Genomic DNA, 18,431 nt, shown 5'->3' on the forward strand with positions numbered 1-18,431 from the left:
ACTCTACTAACAACATACACTCAGCTAGTATCGGTGTCATAATCATTGCCACATATTCCCCCTCCAATTATCTATCATATGCGCACTTCTATACAAACAAAAAGCACCCTAAATGGATGCTCTTTCTACTTTTCTATATTGATACTATGTACTTACTCTTGATTAATCAAAATAACAGCCGGACCAGAAACAACTACTCCGGCCACTTCTATCTTTTCAAATTCCATCACTGTAATAGATATAACCCCTTCTCTTTCCATCAATTCCTTACTCAGGACATCAGTCGGTATCGCTTTCACCGCCCTACCTCCTTTTCATTTTATACAAAATTATAAAAAACTACCCAATACCTCTAAATATATGCATCACCTCCGCTTTCATTCCTTATTCCATTCAACAATTCATGCCCCTTCTAAAACAAATTAAACAATAAAAAAGAAGCTATAAAAGATATAGCTTCTTCCCTCAATATTTTAATCTCGTTGCACCTTATATTCTATTACTCTTCCATCTCTATCAAATTGCAATACAAGGCATTCACTATCTATAGAAATAAAACCACGTTCATTCCCAAGATAATACAAAGTAGTAATTCCCTTTTCCCAACTTCTTGTTTCCGTGGGGGCCCCTAACAATTTTGTAATTTCCTCGTTTGATTTCCCTATCATTTTATGTTCTTCCAATAAGTTATCTACCATATATACCCGTTTTTCTTTATAATTTAACCATCGATCCTGATTAAAATTTGAAGTGTATGCATTTATACTTAATTGTACGATGCACACTATTAATGGAATGAGCCCCACCATCATTACAGTAAACAGTTGTTTCTTACCCTTATTACGTTTTGCAGAAACATGCAAGCTAAACTTTTGAATAATAACTAATAGGACAAAAGGCATTACTACCAAAAAAATACTCATTACACTCAATGACACATGAACCATATCAATAACAAAAATAAACGTAATATACATTAATATATACAAACAAAAATAAATGTATAATATCCCCCTCAATATAGCGCTTTTACCTTTCTCCATTCATTCAACACCCCTACTTTATTTTTCACTTCGCAACATAATTCATCTGACCAATCATATCTCTAAGCTTTTGTAGTTCTCGTGCTGTATATATTACTTTACTTGTTAAAACTTCATTTCTGAAAAACGTTACAATTTGCTCTCTATCTTTAAATCTCGGCAATTCTTCATTAGAAAGATCAATAACTTCTTTTCCGCTTTCATTTTCAAAATATACAATCGGTTTTACTTTTTCCTTTACAATATCTACTTGCATTTCTTCCAAACAATTATATAAAGTTTGAGATAGTATTTTCGCTTTATATGCTGGATTCCCTTCATTTCTTACTTGCATAGTTAATGAAGTTCCCTCCGTAATAAATTCAAACGTCTCTTCTTTTTCCATTTCATGTTGATACTTACCAATTTCCTCCATCATAAATGAACATACACCAGCATTTTCTCTCGTTAAACCATGAATTAATGTCCCCGTCCATTCTTTCGTCTCAAGTAGATAAATGCCAGTTTTACATAAGATGAGGTGATGGATTCGATTATCATTTATGTCACGTTTATCTCTATATTTATTGCGTATCATAAAAACGTTCGGTATAATATGAAACTCTTCTTCTAGTATTATTCCTTGCTCAACGAAACCTCGCTTCATATAATGTAATGTTTCATGTGCATTCACTTCAGCACCATTTTTGGTATATTCTCGTAAATCCGCAATTAAATTTTGAAACATATGTATTTCATTACTATGCTTATCTTGTATTTCACTACGTTCTTTACTATGTTGAACAGCCAATTGATTTTTCATCATACGCATATTTTCAAGTTCTCTAGCTGTATTCACTTGTAAATCATTATATTTTTTCTGTTCCATATTCTTTAAAGTATCCTGTTGTTCTTTATGCTCTGTAATCGTAGCTGCAATCTCACTTTCATACGTTTCAATCGCTTGTTTTTTTTCAAACTCTACTTGCTGACTCTCTGATTCTAACTGTTTATTTTTATAAAACAGTACAAACACTACAGCTAATAATATTAAAATCCCACCTATTAGCACATACTCCATATTATTACTCCTTTATTTCATTTCCGATTATTTTTAAACATATATCAAATACATTATACTATGTTATCAATATATACTTTGTAAAAATTATATATTTTTCATAAAAAAGCACCTTAAGCAAAATACCACTTTATTGTCCACAAGAAATTTCATTGCATACTTCTACTACTTCAATGAATTAAAAACAGACCTTATAATTACAAGGCCTGTTGCAAACTCCCTTTATTTTGTAGTAAGTACATATTGTAGTAAAGTCCTTGTTCACTAAGCAATTCTTGATGTGTTCCTCTTTCTATGATTTCCCCTTCATGCATAACAAATATTTGATCCGCATCTTGGATTGTAGACAATCTGTGTGCAATCGCTATCGTTGTTCTACCTTTTCGCATTTGCTGCAATGCCGTTTGGATCGCCTCCTCTGTTTCTGTATCAATATTTGCCGTCGCTTCATCTAACACTAATACTTTCGGATTAGTTGCTATCGTTCTAGCAAAAGCAATTAATTGCCTTTGACCACTAGAAAACGCAGCTCCTCTTTCGACTACTTCTGTATCATATTTCTCTGGTAATTTTTCAATAAACGTATTCGCTTGCACAAATCGCGCTGCTTCTTCTATCTCTTCATCCGTTATCTCTTCATTATACATACGAATGTTTTGCTTTACATTTCCAGCAAATAAAAATGCATCTTGCAGCACAAGACCAATTTTCTTTCGAATTTCTTGTTCTTCAAACTTCTCTAAACCCACTCCGTCTATTACAATATTACCTGATTTAATATTGTAAAATCTCATTAATAAATTCATAATTGTACTCTTACCACTACCAGTGTGTCCAACGAAAGCAACCGTTTGCCCTGGCTTTACGTGAAAAGATACATTTTTTAAAACGTCACGCTTTCCATCATATGAAAAAGTAACATCTTTAAACTGAATTTCCCCGTTAACTACTCGTGGATTTTCACTCCCCATTTGAACAGGAGCTAAATCTTTATCGTCCATTAAATGAAATACACGCGATGATGAAACGAGCGCTTGTTGGAAGAAAGATAGTTTCATCATCATCTCATTTACCGGCTGGAAGAAACGATGAATATAATTAACGAAAGCATATAAAACCCCTACTTCAACAGGACTCTTTAAAGCGTCAATTCCAAATAAACCAAGAACTAACGCAATTGCTACAATATGAACAAGATCTGTTGCTGGACGTAAAAGTAATGCATCTAATTTCAATGTACGACGTCCAGCACTATAATGCTTGTTGTTCACTTCTTCAAACTCTTTTCTCATCCGCTTTTCTTGCCGGAACACTTGAACAATATTCATCCCTTGAATGGACTCATTTAACTTTGCATTTAATACACTCAGTTGATTACGTACCTCTAAATAAAAAGCTGCACTTTTCCGTCGATACAGCACCATAATCGCAAACATAATTGGAATTAATATGAGAGAGAATAGCGCTAATTTTACATCTAGTAAAAACATCGCTACTAAAATCCCCACTAAAAAGACTACATTTTTCACGAATGTTGATAGTACACTAACATAAAAATCCTTAATCGCTTCCGTATCATTCGTTATACGAGATACAAGTGTACCAATCGGCGTACGATCAAAGAAACTTAATGACAATTTTTGAACATGGTCATACACTTCAACTCGCATATCTTGAACAATCTTAAAAGCGATATTTTGAAAGTACAATAAGTCTAAATACGTAAATAATACTTTTAATAAGTGAGCAATAATATACACTACAAATAGAGTTACAAGTGCTGATTGTTCAAAGTTACGTGGTACTAAGTGTTCATCAAGAAATTGTTTAATTAAAAAAGGACCCATCATTTCAGTTACAGTTGCACCAACTAGAAATAAAAATGCTAATGCTAATAACCCTTTATATGGTCTCATATAAGAAAGCAATCTCCTTAAATCACTCCGCTTTTTCTCAGCCATCATACACCTCCTTTCTCTACCAACGCCTCTAACTGCTGGCTTTCATACATTTCTTTATACCAACCATTTTCGTTCATTAGTTGTTCATGTGTTCCTCGCTGCATAACCTTACCTTCATCAATAACAAGAATAAGATTTGCATGCTGAATCGCACTTAAACGGTGCGCAGTAATAATCGTCGTTTTTTCTGCTCTTTCTCGTTTCAATGCAGTTAATATAGTTTCTTCTGTTTTTGCATCTACAGCTGATAAACAATCATCTAAAATTAAAATTTCAGCATTCGTTAATAACGCACGTGCAATTGAAATCCGCTGTTTTTGGCCTCCTGATAGCGAAACCCCTCTTTCACCTACTACCGTGTCATATCCTTCCGAAAATTGAATAATATCATTATGAATACAAGCAATCTCCGCAGCCCTGCTAATTTCTTTATATGTAGCATCGGCCTTTCCAAAAGCAATGTTCTCCCCAATACTCGCTGAAAATAAAAAATGATCTTGCGGTACGTATGAAATTGCAGAGCGTACACCGTGAAGTGTTAAATCTCGAATATCCCGCTCACCAACTTTTAATTCACCATTAAAGTGGTCATACTCGCGAATTAAACATTTTAATAACGTCGTCTTCCCTGCACCGGTACGCCCGACAACTCCTAACGTTTCACCTTTTCTTAAATTAAAGTAAATATCTTTTAAGTTTAATAGTTCATTCTTTTTATAAGAAAACGAATCAACAGCAAACGAGACATCACCACTTGCTATAGCATGTATAGCATTTTCCTTATTCACTACATCCGAAGTTTGTGAAAGTATTTTCTCCACACGATCATACGAAGCACGTCCACGCTCCATAATATTAAATAGCCATCCAAAAGCTAACATTGGCCATACAAGAGTCCCTAAGTATGTTGTAAATGTTACCAATTCCCCTACAGTTAATTCACCCCGTACGACTAATAATGATCCGTAACAAATTGCGATTAAAAATGAAAATCCGACAATTAAGGAAATCGTTGGATCGAATAACGAGTCAATACGTGCAACTAACATATTTTTATGTACGACATCTTCCGATTTTTTCCGAAATGCTTGTAAATCCTCTTTCTCTTGTCCAAGTGAGCGAATTACCTTCATCCCACTCATACTTTCTTGTACTTTATCATTGATTTCAGAAAACGATTGCTGCGCTTTATGAAATCTTCTATGCAATAAAGTTCCATAATAATTTGTAGAAATAGCTACAATTGGCATCGGAATTAAACTTAATAACGTTAACTTCCAGCTAATTGTAAACCCCATCGCTACGAGTACACATCCTCCAACAGCTAATGAATCAACGAGTGTTAACACACCTGACCCAGCAGTTTGCTGAATCGCCTGAATATCATTTGTCGCATGTGCCATCAAATCGCCCGTACGACGTGATTGATAAAAGGATGGGCTCATCTTTGTAAAATGTTCATATAAATTCTTTCGCAATTGACGAGCTAGTTTTAAAGAAGATCCAAAAATCATAATACGCCATAAGTAACGTAATATATACATCGTCATTCCTACAACTACTAATAGAATAACCCAGTTCAACAATTTTTCAGACGTTAATGTTCCATTATTAATTTCATCTACTACAATTCCTAGTACCCTTGGCGCTACAAGTTCAAGAAGCGCGACACCAAATAACATAATAATTCCAATTATGTACGCTCGTTTTTCTTGTTTAAAAAACCAAGCTAAATTAAAAAATACTTTCATATTTATCCTCCTCCCTTAAAATGAGCGATATTTTCAGTTTATCAAAAATACAGAATTTTTAAAAGTTTTAAATATCTTTTATATCCAAAAGAAAAGGGCACTCGGTAAGAGTGCCCTTTGGCGCTTATTTTGTTTGTTGCTTATTCATCGCGCTCATCATTTGATTGATTTTCTTTTGGGAAGGTTTTTGTCCCATTTGCATCATCATCATTTTTAACATTTGTTCGTTAATTGGTGGATTTTTTTGTAAGTAATTCATCATATATTTGCGGGCAATGAAAAATCCTAACGCCACGCCTGCTACTAGTGCTACTACGCCCACTAGAATACCTAACCACATTGGCATATCTTTTCCTCCTTCATGTTGTCTACCTTACAGTGTACTAAAACCTTTTCAATAAGACAAGATACTATTCGACATTTTTTACACATATGTTCGTACTTGTTTGAGAGGATTTAACCATCCGTACTTTTTATTTTCATAATCCATCGCTAAAAATGTTAACTCACACTTTCTAAGCACCTCAAAGAAGGTTGTTTCCATGGATACATTTCCAGAAGTATTCATTCGAATATATTGTGGTTTCACCATTATTTCGCCATATTCGGCTCCTGTATAGAGCGTATGAGTATGATGTGTTCTTTCATATTTGCCAAGAACATGCAAAGCTTGTTCTAATTTATGCTGAAGTTTCATTACTTGTAATGGCATCGTAATATACGTCATTTGTTTATATAATACTTTCTTCTCCGAAAGGGACCCAGATTCTGAAAATCGAGCAAATAAATCAAAAAACAAATATTCACGACCAAAGTAAGCTTTCGCAATATCCTCTTGAATTAAATACAATTCATACGTTTTCATTTTTTCCCCTCCCGATCTGGACAACCTTTTCCCTACATTATATAAGAAAAAATTTGCAATGATTGTCTGACTACGGAGAGAGAAAAAACTTTTCCTGTCGAAAAAACTCAATTACATAGAAAAATCTCCCCATGCTGGAGAGATTTTTCTAAAATCATTAAAGCATTTCTTTTACTTTGCGAACAACGTTCTCTACAGTAAATCCATACTCTTCCATAATCTTCTCACCAGGAGCAGAAGCACCGAATGTGTCGATACCTAGTACATCTCCATCAAGACCTACGTAACGGTGCCATCCGAATGTAGCACCCATTTCAATTGCGAAACGTTTCGTTACTGCTTTTGGTAGTACAGATTCTTTGTACTCAGCAGTTTGAGCTTCAAAGCGATCCATAGATGGCATGCTAACAACAGCTGCATCAACGCCGTCTGCTGCTAAAGCTTTTTGCGCTTCGATTGCTAAACTTACTTCAGATCCAGTTGCAAGTAGGATTACATCAGCCGTTTCTTTCTTGCTTGCAGAAACTACATATGCACCTTTTGCTACTTTTTCATAAGTATCGTCTTTTGCACCTTCTAATGTCGGAAGATCTTGACGAGTTAACACTAATGCAGTTGGTGTTTTTGTAGATTCTAAAGCTAATCTCCAAGCTGCAACAGATTCGTTACCGTCAGCTGGACGAATAACAGAAACATTTGGCATTGCACGAAGTGCTGCTAATTGTTCAACCGGCTCATGCGTTGGACCATCTTCACCAACAGCGATACTGTCGTGTGTGAATACATACGTTACAGGCAATTGCATTAATGCTGCAAGACGAATTGCTGGACGTAAGTAGTCAGAGAATACGAAGAACGTACCACCGTAAGTTTTTAAACCGCCATGTAGTGCAATACCGTTCATTGCTGCACCCATCGCAAACTCACGAACACCGTACCAAATGTTTTTACCGCTGTAATCAGCTCTTGTGAAGTCTTTTTCGTTATTCATGTATGTTTTGTTAGAACCAGCAAGGTCAGCTGATCCACCAAAGAATGATGGTACAGACTCTGCAATAGCATTAATTACAGCACCTGAAGAATTACGTGTTGCTGCTTTTGATCCTAATTCATAAGTTGGTAAGCTTTGTTCCCAACCTTCTGGAAGAAGACCATTCATTGCTGCTTGCAGCTCGTTTGCTAATTCTGGATATGCTTGTGCATATTCACCGAGCATCGTGTTCCATGCAGCTTGTGCAGTCTCACCAGCATCTTGTACTGTTTTACGGAAGTTGTCATATACTTCTTCTGCTACATGGAAATCTTGTTCAGCAGTCCAAGCATATGCTTCTTTCGTTAATTTTGTTTCGTCTACACCAAGTGGAGAACCGTGTGAAGCTGATTTTCCTGATTTGTTTGGAGAACCGAAACCAATTGTCGTTCTTACTTCAATTAGCGTTGGGCGTTTTTCGTCAGCTTTTGCTTCTTCAATTGCTTTTGCAATTGCTTCAATATCGTTTCCATCCTCAACACGGATTACTTGCCAGCCGTATGCTTTGTAACGATCTTCTACACTTTCAGAGAATGAGCGGTTTAAATCGCCATCTAATGAAATATCGTTTGAATCGTAAAGCACAACAAGACGACCTAATTGTAAATGAGCAGCTAATGAAGATGCTTCAGCAGAAACGCCTTCCATTAAATCGCCATCACCACAAATAGCGTATGTATGATGATCTACTACATTGTACGCATCACGGTTATACTTTGCTGCTAAATGTCTTTCAGCCATCGCCATACCAACAGCTGTTGCAATACCTTGTCCAAGTGGACCAGTTGTTGCGTCTACACCTGCTGTGTGACCATACTCAGGATGTCCTGGAGTTTTGCTTCCCCATTGACGGAAGTTCTTTAAGTCATCCATTGTTAAGTCATAACCAGATAGATGAAGTAGGCTGTATAGTAACATTGAACCATGACCTGCAGATAATACGAAACGATCGCGGTTAAACCACGTTGGGTTATTTGGATTGTGTTTCATAAATTGAGTCCATAATGTATAAGCCATTGGTGCTGCACCCATTGGCATTCCTGGGTGACCAGAGTTTGCTTTTTCAATCGCATCAATGGATAATGTGCGAATCGTGTTGATAGAAAGTTGTTCGATTGAATGTGACATGCTATTCTTCCCTTCGCGTATGTTAGTAAACGTTTTATACATTTATATGATAGCTTCCCACGCAAGATTATACAACATGTATCGACAAATATGTTGATATTTTTTTGGTTTTTCATAAAAAAATCAATGATTTCGGGAATGTATGGGTATTCAATATGACATACTTTTTCATTGTTTTTATTTTAAAAAGAAAGGGAATTATCTGTATATTTATTCATCATTTTCAAATTCCATAATGCAAAATATATCCTTCCCCATTTTTCACTCTGCAAAGCAAACGAATAAAAGAATTTAAATCTTGGCATAATTTATCTCGATCAAATACGTATCTTTCATATTCTCCATCCGTATTATTATCATTTCCCCATTGAAACTGCCCTGTCAGTTCGATTGTTTCTGGCGCTAGAGAAAACATGTTAACTAGCGAACAAAGTAACTGTTCTGCTATCACTGCCCCCTGCTGTTCTATTTTCGTAATACCATAATAGTGAATTCCAAATCCTTCTGCTCTTTTCGCTGGATAATAGGTCGGAATCCAATGGGTAAAATCTAATAGATATACGATTAGCTCATCACTTAATACAACACACTCATCTATCGTTGCCTCTTCTTTATATAGAAAACAAAGTTCAATCCAATCTATACCTATAAAATCCAACCCTTTTTTTTCATTCGAAACAAATACAAACTCGTGCTGTAAAGCCAAATTATCCCCCCCTATTGCTCACATTTATTATTCTTATTATATAAAAAAGCACCTTTTATAGGTGCTTAAAATAAATTATACAATTTTCTTCCGTATCGAACTTGAAATGAAATCAATGATAATTACCATTAAAATAATACCCAATAAAATAATCCCAACACGAGACCAATTGCGTGAACTCAGTGCAAAAATTAGAGGCGTACCAATCCCGCCTGCTCCAATAACACCTAAAATAGCAGCGGATCGCACATTAATTTCGAACCTGTATAACGTATACGATAGAAAATCCGGTAATACTTGTGGTAATACTGCATACCAAAGTATTTGGAAGCGATTCGCACCTGTAGCTATTAACGCTTCCGTCGGTCCCTTATCTATATTTTCAATTCCTTCTGAATATAATTTCCCTAACATTCCGATAGAGTGTAATCCTAAAGCTAGAACTCCGGCAAAAGAGCCTGGTCCAACAGCTTTTATAAATAAAAGTGCCATAACTAATTCCGGAAATGTACGAACAAAACTAAGTACAAATTTCCCAGTTCCTGAAGTTAATTTTCCACTGCTCATATTCGTTGCCGCCCAAAAAGCGAATGGAACAGATAAAAAGGCAGAAATAAATGTACCTAATATCGCAATTGCCAACGTATCAATCAAACCATGTAATAAATCTTCACCATCTGGCAAAGATACATACGACCAATCTGGATTCAATACACCTGTCATAATTGCTTTTGTAATTTCTCCTGCCGTATCCTTTATTCCCTCTAACGGGACTCCTGAAAAAGCCCATACATAAATAAATGCAAGTGCTATAAAAATAAACCAGCGATACACACTCGGTTTCTTCGGTTTTGGTACGATTAACGTCGTTTTACTCATTATAATTTCTCCCGCAACAATGTACTTACATAATCAATTAACAATACAACAACAAGAGTATAAATAATAATAGAAGCAGTTTGTTGATATTGTAAAAATCCAAGTGTACGATCGTAATATAATCCAATACCACCCGCTCCTACTAAGCCTAGAACAGCTGCTGCACGCACATTCACCTCAAATGTATAAAGGACATAGGAGACAAAGTGCGCTTTTACTTGCGGAATTACCCCATAAACAATCCATTGCACCTTATTTGCTCCTACCGCTGTCATCGCTTCTAATGGACCTGGGTCAATTGATTCAATTGACTCATACAACAATTTCGCCACGAGTCCAATCGAGAAAAAAGTAAGCGCCAAAATACCTGGAAGTGGTCCTATTCCAAAAATAGCTACGAAAATTGCCGCTAATAATAAATCTGGTATTGTCCGGATAAAATTTAAAATCAATCGAGCTGGACTGTACAAAAATGCGCTAGTAAACACATTACTTGCCGCAAATAGTGCAATTGGAATAGCTAAAATCGCTCCTAAAGTCGTCCCAATAATTGCCATGCGTATTGTATCTAACATTGCTGTTGTAATAACTTGAAAATAGCTCCAATCTGGCGGCACCATCTCTTTCAGCAAATCCATCATATTAGGAAAACCAACTACTAGTTTTGCAAATGATGCGTCGACCTGCACACTACTTCCCCACAAAAGTAAAATAACTAGAATAGCCGTTAACATATGTTTCAATTTACTCGGCGGCTTCGGTATCGATTTCGAATATATCGTCACGTCATTCATTTAACTGCCACCTCTAATAATTCGCTTTTCTGAGCTACGTCCCCATAAATTCCAGCAAATTTTTCATCCGTTGCCTCTTCTACTGAACCATCAAAAACAATTTCGCCTGCATGTAATCCAATAATGCGTGTAGCATATTGCCTAGCTAAATCAATAGAATGTAAGTTTACAATTGTCGTAATGCCAAAATCTTCATTAATTTTTTTCAAATCATCTAGCACTTGCTTTGTTGTCAACGGATCTAACGATGCAACAGGTTCATCTGCCAATATGATTTTCGCTTCTTGCGCCAACGCTCTAGCAATCGATACACGTTGCTGTTGTCCTCCTGATAATTCATCAGCCCTCGCATATGCTTTTTCTAAAATATTCACTCTTTTTAACGATTGAAATGCAAGCTCCAAATCCTCTTTTGGAAATAGACCTAACGTTGTACGCAGTGTCGAATGATACCCAACACGTCCAGCTAATACATTCTTCAATACCGTTGACCGCTTTACAAGGTTAAAGCTTTGAAAAATCATACCAATATCTCGACGCATACGTCGTAACCCTTTTCCTTTTGCAGCAGTAATAGACTCACCTTCTATTATGATTTCACCTTTCGTAATCTCATGAAGGCGATTTACCGATCTGAGAAGTGTAGACTTTCCAGCCCCGGATAACCCTACCATTACAACAAACTCACCTTTTTGAATTTTCAAATTTATATTATTCAATCCTTTTGTACCATTCGGATACACTTTGGAGACATTTCGAAACTCTATCACACATCTTACCTACCTTCTATGTATTCAAAACGGCAAACTAACTGAAACTACACCCCTTCCAGTTAGCTGCCATTTTCATATGTATTATTGCGTTTTTACTTTCTTTCCGTATTCACGAACGATATCAAATTTACTATCATCAGATTTAACGTATCCTTCATGTGAGTATACTTCTTTAATGATTTTGTGCCCTTCCTCATTCTTTCCTATTTCAATGAAAGCGTCCTGTAATTTCTTACTCCACTCTGCATCTAAATCAGAACGTACCGAAATCGTATCGTTTGGAATTTTTTCCGTAAATTTCACTATTTTCGTTTGATCGAATATATTCGGATAATCTTTTTTCACAATATTACGAGCATCTTGGAATACAACAGATACATCTACATCACCATTTAAAAGAGCAATCAGCGACTGATCGTGACCTTTTAATGTAACAGGTTTCACATCCTTTAGCGGATCAATTCCCTCTTTTAACAATACAGCCGCAGGCCATACATACCCCGCTGATGACGTTACATCTTGATAACCAATTTTTTTACCTTTTAAATCTTTTACACTGTTAATATTTGAATCTTTCTTAACTACAAACTCAGATTTATAAAAGTCTACTAAATCCTTTGTAGGAGCTCCCGTTTCATCATCTACTCCAAAACGTTGTGCTTGTAAAATTACGTTTGCAGCCTTTTTCTCATGCGCTAGCACATACGCTGTTGGAGGTAAAAACCCTACATCTACTTGCTTAGACGCCATCGCTTCTACAATTGTATTGTAATTCGTTGAAATACTAACTTTTACCGGAATATTTAATTTATCACTTAATAACTTTTCCAATGGTTTTGCCTTTGCCTCTAACGTATCTGCATTTTGAGAAGGAACAAATTGAACATTTAAAGTCTTCGGTACATAACCTTTTTTCGTATCTTCAGTTTTACTTACACTTGATTCTTTCGTTCCACAACCACTTAATAATCCGGCCGCTAGTACAACTGTCGTACTCATTGCAAAAACTTTTTTCAACATATTAATGCCTCCAATTTTGTTGTTATAAAATTGCCTTCCGTAAACATGAAGAAATATATCACACATTTTCACGTATAATTGCTTATTTACAGAATCTTTACACATTCTATACATTCTCATTAAAATTCTCTTCATATATTTGATATGCTTAATTAGTAGATAACAATAGAAAAGGTGAATGATATTGAATCCAAATCAAATTGTAACTTTAAACATTTTATTAACAAGCGATATACATGGCACTGTTTATCCAATTCACTACCAAGATAACTCCCAAGCTGAAATTGGTTTAGCCAAAATTTCTACTCTTATAAAAAAAGAACGTTCCCAAAATACAAACGTTCTTTTAATTGATAACGGTGACTTCATACAAGGAACACCCTTTACTTATCATTACGCTACATATGAAGAAGATAAGAAAAATCCAATGTCTTTATTAGCGAACTATTTACGTTATGATGCTGCAGTTATTGGGAATCATGAATTTAATTATGGAATGGACATATTAAATAATGCTATTTCTACTGCAAACTTTCCGTATCTATCAGCAAATATTTTAGATAAAAACCGAAAAGAACCTTATTTCGGGAAACCATATATAATAAAACATATTGAATCAAATATAAAAATTGCTATTTTAGGGATGACAACGCATTACATTCCCAATTGGGAACAACCCCATCACATTCAAGATTTACAATTTGAAGATGCATTAGAAACAACAAAAAGGTGGGTTTCTTACATTCGCGAACACGAGAAACCCGATTTATTAGTCGTAGCCTACCATGGGGGATTTGAACGCGATTTACAAACTGGGGTACCGACTGAAGTTTTAACAGGTGAAAACCAAGGATATGCAATGTGCCATGAAATTGAAGGCATAGACATTTTACTAACAGGCCACCAACACCGGGAAATCGCTCACACCGTAATAAATGGTGTAACAATTTTACAGACTGGATGCAATGGACACTCCGTTGGAAAAGTAACAGTAACATTCGAAAAAACAGAAAAAAAATGGGTGAAAAAAGAGAGTTACTCACAATTATTGCCCGTACAAGGAATTGAGGCTGACCAAGATATTCTTTCCTTAGTTGCCGATTATGAAGAAAAAACACAAAATTGGCTCGATCAACCTATTGGCGTAATCTATGGGGACATGCAAATTTCAGATGCTATGCAAACTCGTTTGCAAGACCATCCCTTTATTGAATTCATAAATAAAATACAGATGGATATAGCTAATGTTTCAATTTCTTGCACAAGTTTGTTCCATAATACATCTCCAGGTTTCTCGAAACATGTAACAATGCGTGACATCGTTTCTAATTATATTTATCCAAATACATTAAAAGTAATTAGACTAACCGGAGCGGATATAAAAGATGCTCTCGAACTCTCTGCTTCTTATTTCACATTAAAAGCAGATGGATCCATCATCGTAACCCCTACCTACATAGAACCAAAGCCGCAACACTATAATTACGATATGTGGGAAGGGATTTCGTACGTATTAAACATTTCAAAACCAATTGGTGAGAGAGTAGAATCTTTACAGTATAAAGGTGCTCCCCTTAATATAAATGAAGAATATGACGTTGTTATGAATAATTATCGCGCAAGTGGCGGAGGGAACTTCTTTATGTTTCAAAATAAGCTAGTAGTAAAAGACATACCAACAGATATGTCTGAACTTATCGCTAACTATATATTGAAGCACAAAAGGATAGAAGCAACAGTCAATCACAACTGGAAAGTTATTAAATAACGAATTTAACAAATAAAAAAAGATGGGCTATGCCCATCTTTTAATTTAATTTTGCATTCTCTTGCTTTTTTAAAGCTTTTAATTTCGCCGGTGTAACATCCGTTCCTTCTTCGTTAACGACTTTAATTCCTTTTAATTCGTTTAACATATTTTGACGAAATCCTTTTAAATATTGTTCACGTAGCGATTGGCGCTCACGTTGTTCTTCTTCAGTTAAGCCTTCAGCTTTTGCTTTTTTCGCTAAGAAGTTAATGCGTTCAATGAGTTCTTGACTTGGCATCTCGAATCCCCCTTCTACTCAAAACTGATTATTATCATACAATAGTTAGTCCTCTTTATCAAGCAATTGCTTTGTATATTCTACATACCTTCGATGTACAGTTGCTTTTGAAACATCATGACCAAAACCACGAAGTGTTGCTGCAATTTCTTCAAAAGTTAATTCATTCCGGCGTAAACGTACAATTTCCTCAATTGGCACTTCTTTTTTCTCACGTCCTATACTTAAATGACGATTTTTCAAATTATTCTCTGGACGAAATCCTTTCTCTACCGCCCTTTGCATGCCACGTTTAATTTTTAAATTGTGGATCTTTCTTTGATACTCTTCAACAATCCCTATTATATTTAGCACCATCGAATCAGAATCTGAAAGCTGTAATTCACCACTATGCGTGTGCGTATAAACTTTTATCCCCTCTTTATGTAAACAATGCATTAATGCAATCTTTGCATTTCCTCTACCAAGACGCGTTTCATCTTGTATAAGTAGTACATCAACTTGTTCATCTCGAATTGTATCTAGCACTTCTAATATGCCATCACGTTCAATTGTATAACCGCTAGCCTGCTCCTCAATTACCTTTGTAACATCCATTTGATAGCGCTCAGCTAAATGCAATAATTCATCTTTTTGACGCAATAATGATGTTTCCTGTTCTTCTTTTGTTGTACTCACACGTGCATAAATAATTGCATTCATTTTGAACCCTTCTTTCTCACTATATCTTCCTTATAGTGTATCATAAATTTGCCTTTCGTTCGAACTTATGTTTGTAGAATGTTTTTTCGCATGTTATACTTAATAATAAGAAAAATGAAAGAAAACGAGGTGTTAGAAAACATGGAAAAGTTAACGAAACGCCAGCAAGACATTCTCGACTTTATTAAGTTAAAAGTACAAGAAAAAGGATATCCACCTTCCGTACGTGAAATTGGTCAAGCAGTCGGCCTTGCTTCTAGTTCTACAGTGCACGGACATTTATCACGACTAGAAGAAAAAGGATATATTCGACGCGACCCAACAAAACCACGCGCAATTGAAATTTTAGGTGACAACCGAATAGAAACACAGTCAGTTATTCAAGTTCCAATCGTCGGAAAAGTTACTGCCGGTTTACCGATTACAGCAGTCGAAAGTGTAGAAGATCACTTCCCACTTCCAGCAAGTATCGTTGCTGGAGCAGATCAAGTGTTTATGTTACGCATTTCTGGAGATAGCATGATTGAAGCTGGTATCTTTGATGGTGATTTAGTTGTTGTTCGCCAACAACAGTCTGCAAACAACGGTGAAATTGTAGTTGCTTTAACAGAAGATAACGAAGCAACTGTTAAACGTTTCTATAAAGAAAAAGATTATTTCCGTCTACAACCGGAAAACTCTTCACTAGAACCTATTATTTTAAAACAAGTGTCAGTTATCGGAAAAGTAATTGGCGTATATCGTGATTTACATTAAAAATAATAAAAAGAAGATAATTCCCTTATTTATATAGGTAATTATCTTCTTTTTATATTTTGATAGATTTCCGTTCATTCAAAAGAATGCGTTTCATTAATTATTAACGCGTTTCAATAGTAACATCTCCAGCAGCGGTTTTACCGCTAATCTTTTTACTACCATTACCAATCGTTATAGTTTTATTGTCTTCATTAAAAATTGTCACGTCTCCAGCAGCGGTTTGCCCAGTTATAACTGCATCTTGTGGTTTTTCCAATAAAGTAATATCTACCTCTCCAGCAGTTGAACTTGCCTCTAAATCATATTTAGAATCATGATCAATAATATCTATATCCCCACTAGCCGTTTTTGCTGTTACTTTCCCTATTACTTTTTTAAAATTCACCTCACCAGCTTTTGTAGACCCCTCCACACTCTTTGCTGTTACATGTTTCAAATCCACTTCTCCGGCGAGTGTTTCAACACTTACGCGGTCACTTTTCACATTACTTATTTCTATTTGTCCAGCGGATGAATTTACTTTTATCTCTTGATAAGAACGTTCTGGTACAAATATAGTCAATGTAGGCGTTTGAAATCCGAAATTGTAAAAGGAAAAATTAAATGAAACACCTTTTTCTATTTCCCCTATGACTTTTAATGTGTCACCATCTTCAGCAATACGAATCTCCTGTTTACTTACGTCTCCTGTTTGCTTTACATAAAAAGAGGAATCAGGAGATTTTTGGACAACAATATCTCCAGCATCTAACTTAACTTCCACATTTTTTAGCGTTTCGTTTTTAATAACTTCTTCCTTATTTCCTTTCTCTACAGTTTCTACTGCTTTCTTATATGTTTGTGAAATCCCTATTACTCCAATAATGATACAAGCGATAGCTACTAATAATATTTTTTTCATCATCTACTCCCCTTTTATCATTTTGAAGTTCCATACTACATAGCGTACACATAATCTTTTAAACCACTTCGTACTATAATAAGCTACAATACATAACAACAAACCTACTCCAACAAACGTTATACTAACGAAAAGATCCAACCATATAAAAGTACCCATAAATACTTTTACAATAACGAAAAATGGTGTCACTACACTAGCAATACCACCGACCCAAAAGGAAAATATAAAAGCTATAATTGCAATTAATGGGCCTAACACAATAATAAAATTAAACAAACTAAGTCCAACCGCTGCCAGGACAGCTCTTGTTACATTCGAAGTCGATGGATCTTTTTTCATCTCATCAAAGCGATACAAAGCAAGCAAGTCTTTCGCAATTACTTTCGGAGAACCAAGCCCCTTTATTATTTCTGATTCAGTTTTCCCCTCTTCCATCCCAAACTGAAAGTGCTCTTCATAATCAAATAAAATATCTTGTCGCTCTTCTTCTGGTAACTTTCTAAGATGACTTGATAATTCTTTAAGAAACTGTTCTTTACTCATCCCATTCCACCCCTTCAATAATTTCTTGAACACCTCTAGCAAAATCACGCCACTCAGTCACTAACAAATGAAGTTGCGTCTCCCCTTGCTCTGTTAGTTGATAATATTTACGGGGCGGTCCTTCCGTGGATTCTTTTAAATATGTTTGAAAATATTCCTCTTTCGTTAAACGACGTAATAGCGGATATACAGAACCTTCCGATATTAAAAATTTATTTGAAATTTGCTGAACAAGTTCATAACCATAACAATCCTTACGTTTTACAAGCGCCAATACACACAGTTCTAACACACCTTTTTTAAACTGAACGTTCAAGGACAATCCCCCTTTCTTATTTCAGTACTGTTCAATACACGGTACCTGTTATATCCATAATATACCACTCGGTACTATTTATTGCAAGGTACTAAATTATATTTATTCCCAAAATTTACAAAACACAAATATAAAAACCCGAATAAGAT

Annotated in this window: 20 protein-coding genes; 2 read left to right on the forward strand and 18 right to left on the reverse strand. The window is 35.4% G+C overall.

All coding sequences use genetic code 11. From position 1 onward, the window contains the following. Window positions 1–152 precede the first annotated feature (152 nt). The 13 genes from V7038_RS22870 to V7038_RS22930 form a co-directional block, all read right to left on the reverse strand. Window positions 153–299, reverse strand: a complete 147-nt coding sequence (locus V7038_RS22870; protein ID WP_002111200.1) for a BC1881 family protein — start codon at window positions 297–299, stop codon at window positions 153–155. A 174-nt stretch (window positions 300–473) separates the two neighbouring features. Further along, window positions 474–1,043 (reverse strand): hypothetical protein, encoded by a 570-nt coding sequence (locus V7038_RS22875; protein ID WP_070139812.1) that lies wholly within the window; start codon window positions 1,041–1,043, stop codon window positions 474–476. 25 nt (window positions 1,044–1,068) lie between these two features. Further along, on the reverse strand, window positions 1,069–2,103 hold the full coding sequence (locus V7038_RS22880) for a nuclease-related domain-containing protein (protein WP_070139813.1): 1,035 nt from the start codon (window positions 2,101–2,103) through the stop codon (window positions 1,069–1,071). A 197-nt stretch (window positions 2,104–2,300) separates the two neighbouring features. Further along, entirely contained in the window at window positions 2,301–4,064 is a 1,764-nt protein-coding gene (locus V7038_RS22885) for an ABC transporter ATP-binding protein (protein ID WP_070139814.1), read from the reverse strand. Next, window positions 4,064–5,815, reverse strand: coding sequence for an ABC transporter transmembrane domain-containing protein (locus tag V7038_RS22890; protein WP_002199639.1), 1,752 nt, complete (start codon window positions 5,813–5,815; stop codon window positions 4,064–4,066). The genes V7038_RS22885 and V7038_RS22890 overlap by 1 nt, the downstream gene beginning before the upstream one ends. 124 nt (window positions 5,816–5,939) lie before the next feature. After that, window positions 5,940–6,161 (reverse strand): YneF family protein, encoded by a 222-nt coding sequence (locus V7038_RS22895; protein WP_001132292.1) that lies wholly within the window; start codon window positions 6,159–6,161, stop codon window positions 5,940–5,942. Between the two features lie 78 nt (window positions 6,162–6,239). After that, the gene (gene sirA / locus V7038_RS22900; RefSeq protein WP_070128874.1) at window positions 6,240–6,680 is read right to left on the reverse strand and encodes a sporulation inhibitor of replication protein SirA; all 441 of its coding nucleotides are present in this window, start codon (window positions 6,678–6,680) and stop codon (window positions 6,240–6,242) included. A gap of 157 nt (window positions 6,681–6,837) precedes the next feature. Next, window positions 6,838–8,838, reverse strand: a complete 2,001-nt coding sequence (gene tkt, locus V7038_RS22905; RefSeq protein ID WP_002111206.1) for a transketolase — start codon at window positions 8,836–8,838, stop codon at window positions 6,838–6,840. 223 nt (window positions 8,839–9,061) lie between these two features. Further along, entirely contained in the window at window positions 9,062–9,544 is a 483-nt protein-coding gene (locus V7038_RS22910) for a coproporphyrinogen III oxidase (RefSeq protein ID WP_070139815.1), read from the reverse strand. A 75-nt stretch (window positions 9,545–9,619) separates the two neighbouring features. Then, window positions 9,620–10,423, reverse strand: a complete 804-nt coding sequence (phnE, locus tag V7038_RS22915; RefSeq protein ID WP_002111208.1) for a phosphonate ABC transporter, permease protein PhnE — start codon at window positions 10,421–10,423, stop codon at window positions 9,620–9,622. Next, window positions 10,423–11,217 carry a phosphonate ABC transporter, permease protein PhnE gene (gene phnE / locus V7038_RS22920; RefSeq protein ID WP_002160868.1) on the reverse strand — a complete coding sequence of 265 codons (795 nt, stop codon included), beginning with the start codon at window positions 11,215–11,217 and terminating at the stop codon, window positions 10,423–10,425. Before phnE (V7038_RS22920) ends, phnE (V7038_RS22915) begins: the two co-directional genes overlap by 1 nt. Further along, the gene (phnC, locus tag V7038_RS22925) at window positions 11,214–11,987 is read right to left on the reverse strand and encodes a phosphonate ABC transporter ATP-binding protein (RefSeq protein ID WP_070146818.1); all 774 of its coding nucleotides are present in this window, start codon (window positions 11,985–11,987) and stop codon (window positions 11,214–11,216) included. The genes phnE (V7038_RS22920) and phnC overlap by 4 nt, the downstream gene beginning before the upstream one ends. A gap of 84 nt (window positions 11,988–12,071) precedes the next feature. Then, on the reverse strand, window positions 12,072–13,010 hold the full coding sequence (locus V7038_RS22930; RefSeq protein ID WP_070146819.1) for a phosphate/phosphite/phosphonate ABC transporter substrate-binding protein: 939 nt from the start codon (window positions 13,008–13,010) through the stop codon (window positions 12,072–12,074). A 184-nt stretch (window positions 13,011–13,194) separates the two neighbouring features. On the opposite strand from V7038_RS22930, the gene V7038_RS22935 reads away from it, so the two are divergent. Beyond that, window positions 13,195–14,778, forward strand: coding sequence for a bifunctional metallophosphatase/5'-nucleotidase (locus V7038_RS22935; protein WP_070146820.1), 1,584 nt, complete (start codon window positions 13,195–13,197; stop codon window positions 14,776–14,778). Between the two features lie 40 nt (window positions 14,779–14,818). Here the strand turns inward: V7038_RS22935 and V7038_RS22940 are convergent, their stop codons facing one another. Together V7038_RS22940 and V7038_RS22945 are read right to left on the reverse strand one after the other, a co-directional pair. Further along, window positions 14,819–15,058 carry a DUF896 domain-containing protein gene (locus V7038_RS22940; protein WP_002111213.1) on the reverse strand — a complete coding sequence of 80 codons (240 nt, stop codon included), beginning with the start codon at window positions 15,056–15,058 and terminating at the stop codon, window positions 14,819–14,821. 45 nt (window positions 15,059–15,103) lie between these two features. Beyond that, window positions 15,104–15,760 carry a YneB family resolvase-like protein gene (locus V7038_RS22945; RefSeq protein ID WP_002111214.1) on the reverse strand — a complete coding sequence of 219 codons (657 nt, stop codon included), beginning with the start codon at window positions 15,758–15,760 and terminating at the stop codon, window positions 15,104–15,106. A 141-nt stretch (window positions 15,761–15,901) separates the two neighbouring features. Here V7038_RS22945 and lexA point away from each other — a divergent pair, with 141 nt between their 5' ends. Then, window positions 15,902–16,516 carry a transcriptional repressor LexA gene (lexA, locus tag V7038_RS22950; RefSeq protein ID WP_002111215.1) on the forward strand — a complete coding sequence of 205 codons (615 nt, stop codon included), beginning with the start codon at window positions 15,902–15,904 and terminating at the stop codon, window positions 16,514–16,516. 103 nt (window positions 16,517–16,619) lie between these two features. On the opposite strand, the gene V7038_RS22955 is transcribed toward lexA, so the two are convergent. The 3 genes from V7038_RS22955 to V7038_RS22965 are packed head-to-tail and all read right to left on the reverse strand — an operon-like array spanning window position 16,620 to window position 18,282. Beyond that, window positions 16,620–17,420, reverse strand: a complete 801-nt coding sequence (locus V7038_RS22955; RefSeq protein WP_002111216.1) for a DUF4097 family beta strand repeat-containing protein — start codon at window positions 17,418–17,420, stop codon at window positions 16,620–16,622. A 3-nt stretch (window positions 17,421–17,423) separates the two neighbouring features. Further along, a complete protein-coding gene (locus V7038_RS22960) occupies window positions 17,424–17,966 on the reverse strand; it encodes a DUF1700 domain-containing protein (protein ID WP_002111217.1) in 543 nt (180 codons plus the stop codon). Then, entirely contained in the window at window positions 17,959–18,282 is a 324-nt protein-coding gene (locus V7038_RS22965; RefSeq protein WP_070146821.1) for a PadR family transcriptional regulator, read from the reverse strand. Before V7038_RS22965 ends, V7038_RS22960 begins: the two co-directional genes overlap by 8 nt. Window positions 18,283–18,431 lie beyond the last annotated feature (149 nt).

Source organism: Bacillus sp. JJ783 (assembly GCF_036963225.1).
In the GTDB taxonomy this organism is placed as follows: Bacteria; Bacillota; Bacilli; order Bacillales; family Bacillaceae_G; genus Bacillus_A; species Bacillus_A cereus_U.

Coding starts and splice junctions, on each gene's coding strand:
- V7038_RS22875 (WP_070139812.1), bottom strand. CDS start 1,043: ATGGAGAAAGGTAAAAGCGCTATATTGAGGGGGATATTATACATTTAT.
- V7038_RS22880 (WP_070139813.1), bottom strand. CDS start 2,103: ATGGAGTATGTGCTAATAGGTGGGATTTTAATATTATTAGCTGTAGTG.
- V7038_RS22885 (WP_070139814.1), bottom strand. CDS start 4,064: ATGGCTGAGAAAAAGCGGAGTGATTTAAGGAGATTGCTTTCTTATATG.
- V7038_RS22890 (WP_002199639.1), bottom strand. CDS start 5,815: ATGAAAGTATTTTTTAATTTAGCTTGGTTTTTTAAACAAGAAAAACGA.
- V7038_RS22895 (WP_001132292.1), bottom strand. CDS start 6,161: ATGCCAATGTGGTTAGGTATTCTAGTGGGCGTAGTAGCACTAGTAGCA.
- sirA (WP_070128874.1), bottom strand. CDS start 6,680: ATGAAAACGTATGAATTGTATTTAATTCAAGAGGATATTGCGAAAGCT.
- tkt (WP_002111206.1), bottom strand. CDS start 8,838: ATGTCACATTCAATCGAACAACTTTCTATCAACACGATTCGCACATTA.
- phnE (WP_002111208.1), bottom strand. CDS start 10,423: ATGAGTAAAACGACGTTAATCGTACCAAAACCGAAGAAACCGAGTGTG.
- phnE (WP_002160868.1), bottom strand. CDS start 11,217: ATGAATGACGTGACGATATATTCGAAATCGATACCGAAGCCGCCGAGT.
- V7038_RS22930 (WP_070146819.1), bottom strand. CDS start 13,010: ATGTTGAAAAAAGTTTTTGCAATGAGTACGACAGTTGTACTAGCGGCC.
- V7038_RS22940 (WP_002111213.1), bottom strand. CDS start 15,058: ATGCCAAGTCAAGAACTCATTGAACGCATTAACTTCTTAGCGAAAAAA.
- V7038_RS22945 (WP_002111214.1), bottom strand. CDS start 15,760: ATGAATGCAATTATTTATGCACGTGTGAGTACAACAAAAGAAGAACAG.
- lexA (WP_002111215.1), top strand. CDS start 15,902: ATGGAAAAGTTAACGAAACGCCAGCAAGACATTCTCGACTTTATTAAG.
- V7038_RS22955 (WP_002111216.1), bottom strand. CDS start 17,420: ATGAAAAAAATATTATTAGTAGCTATCGCTTGTATCATTATTGGAGTA.
- V7038_RS22960 (WP_002111217.1), bottom strand. CDS start 17,966: ATGAGTAAAGAACAGTTTCTTAAAGAATTATCAAGTCATCTTAGAAAG.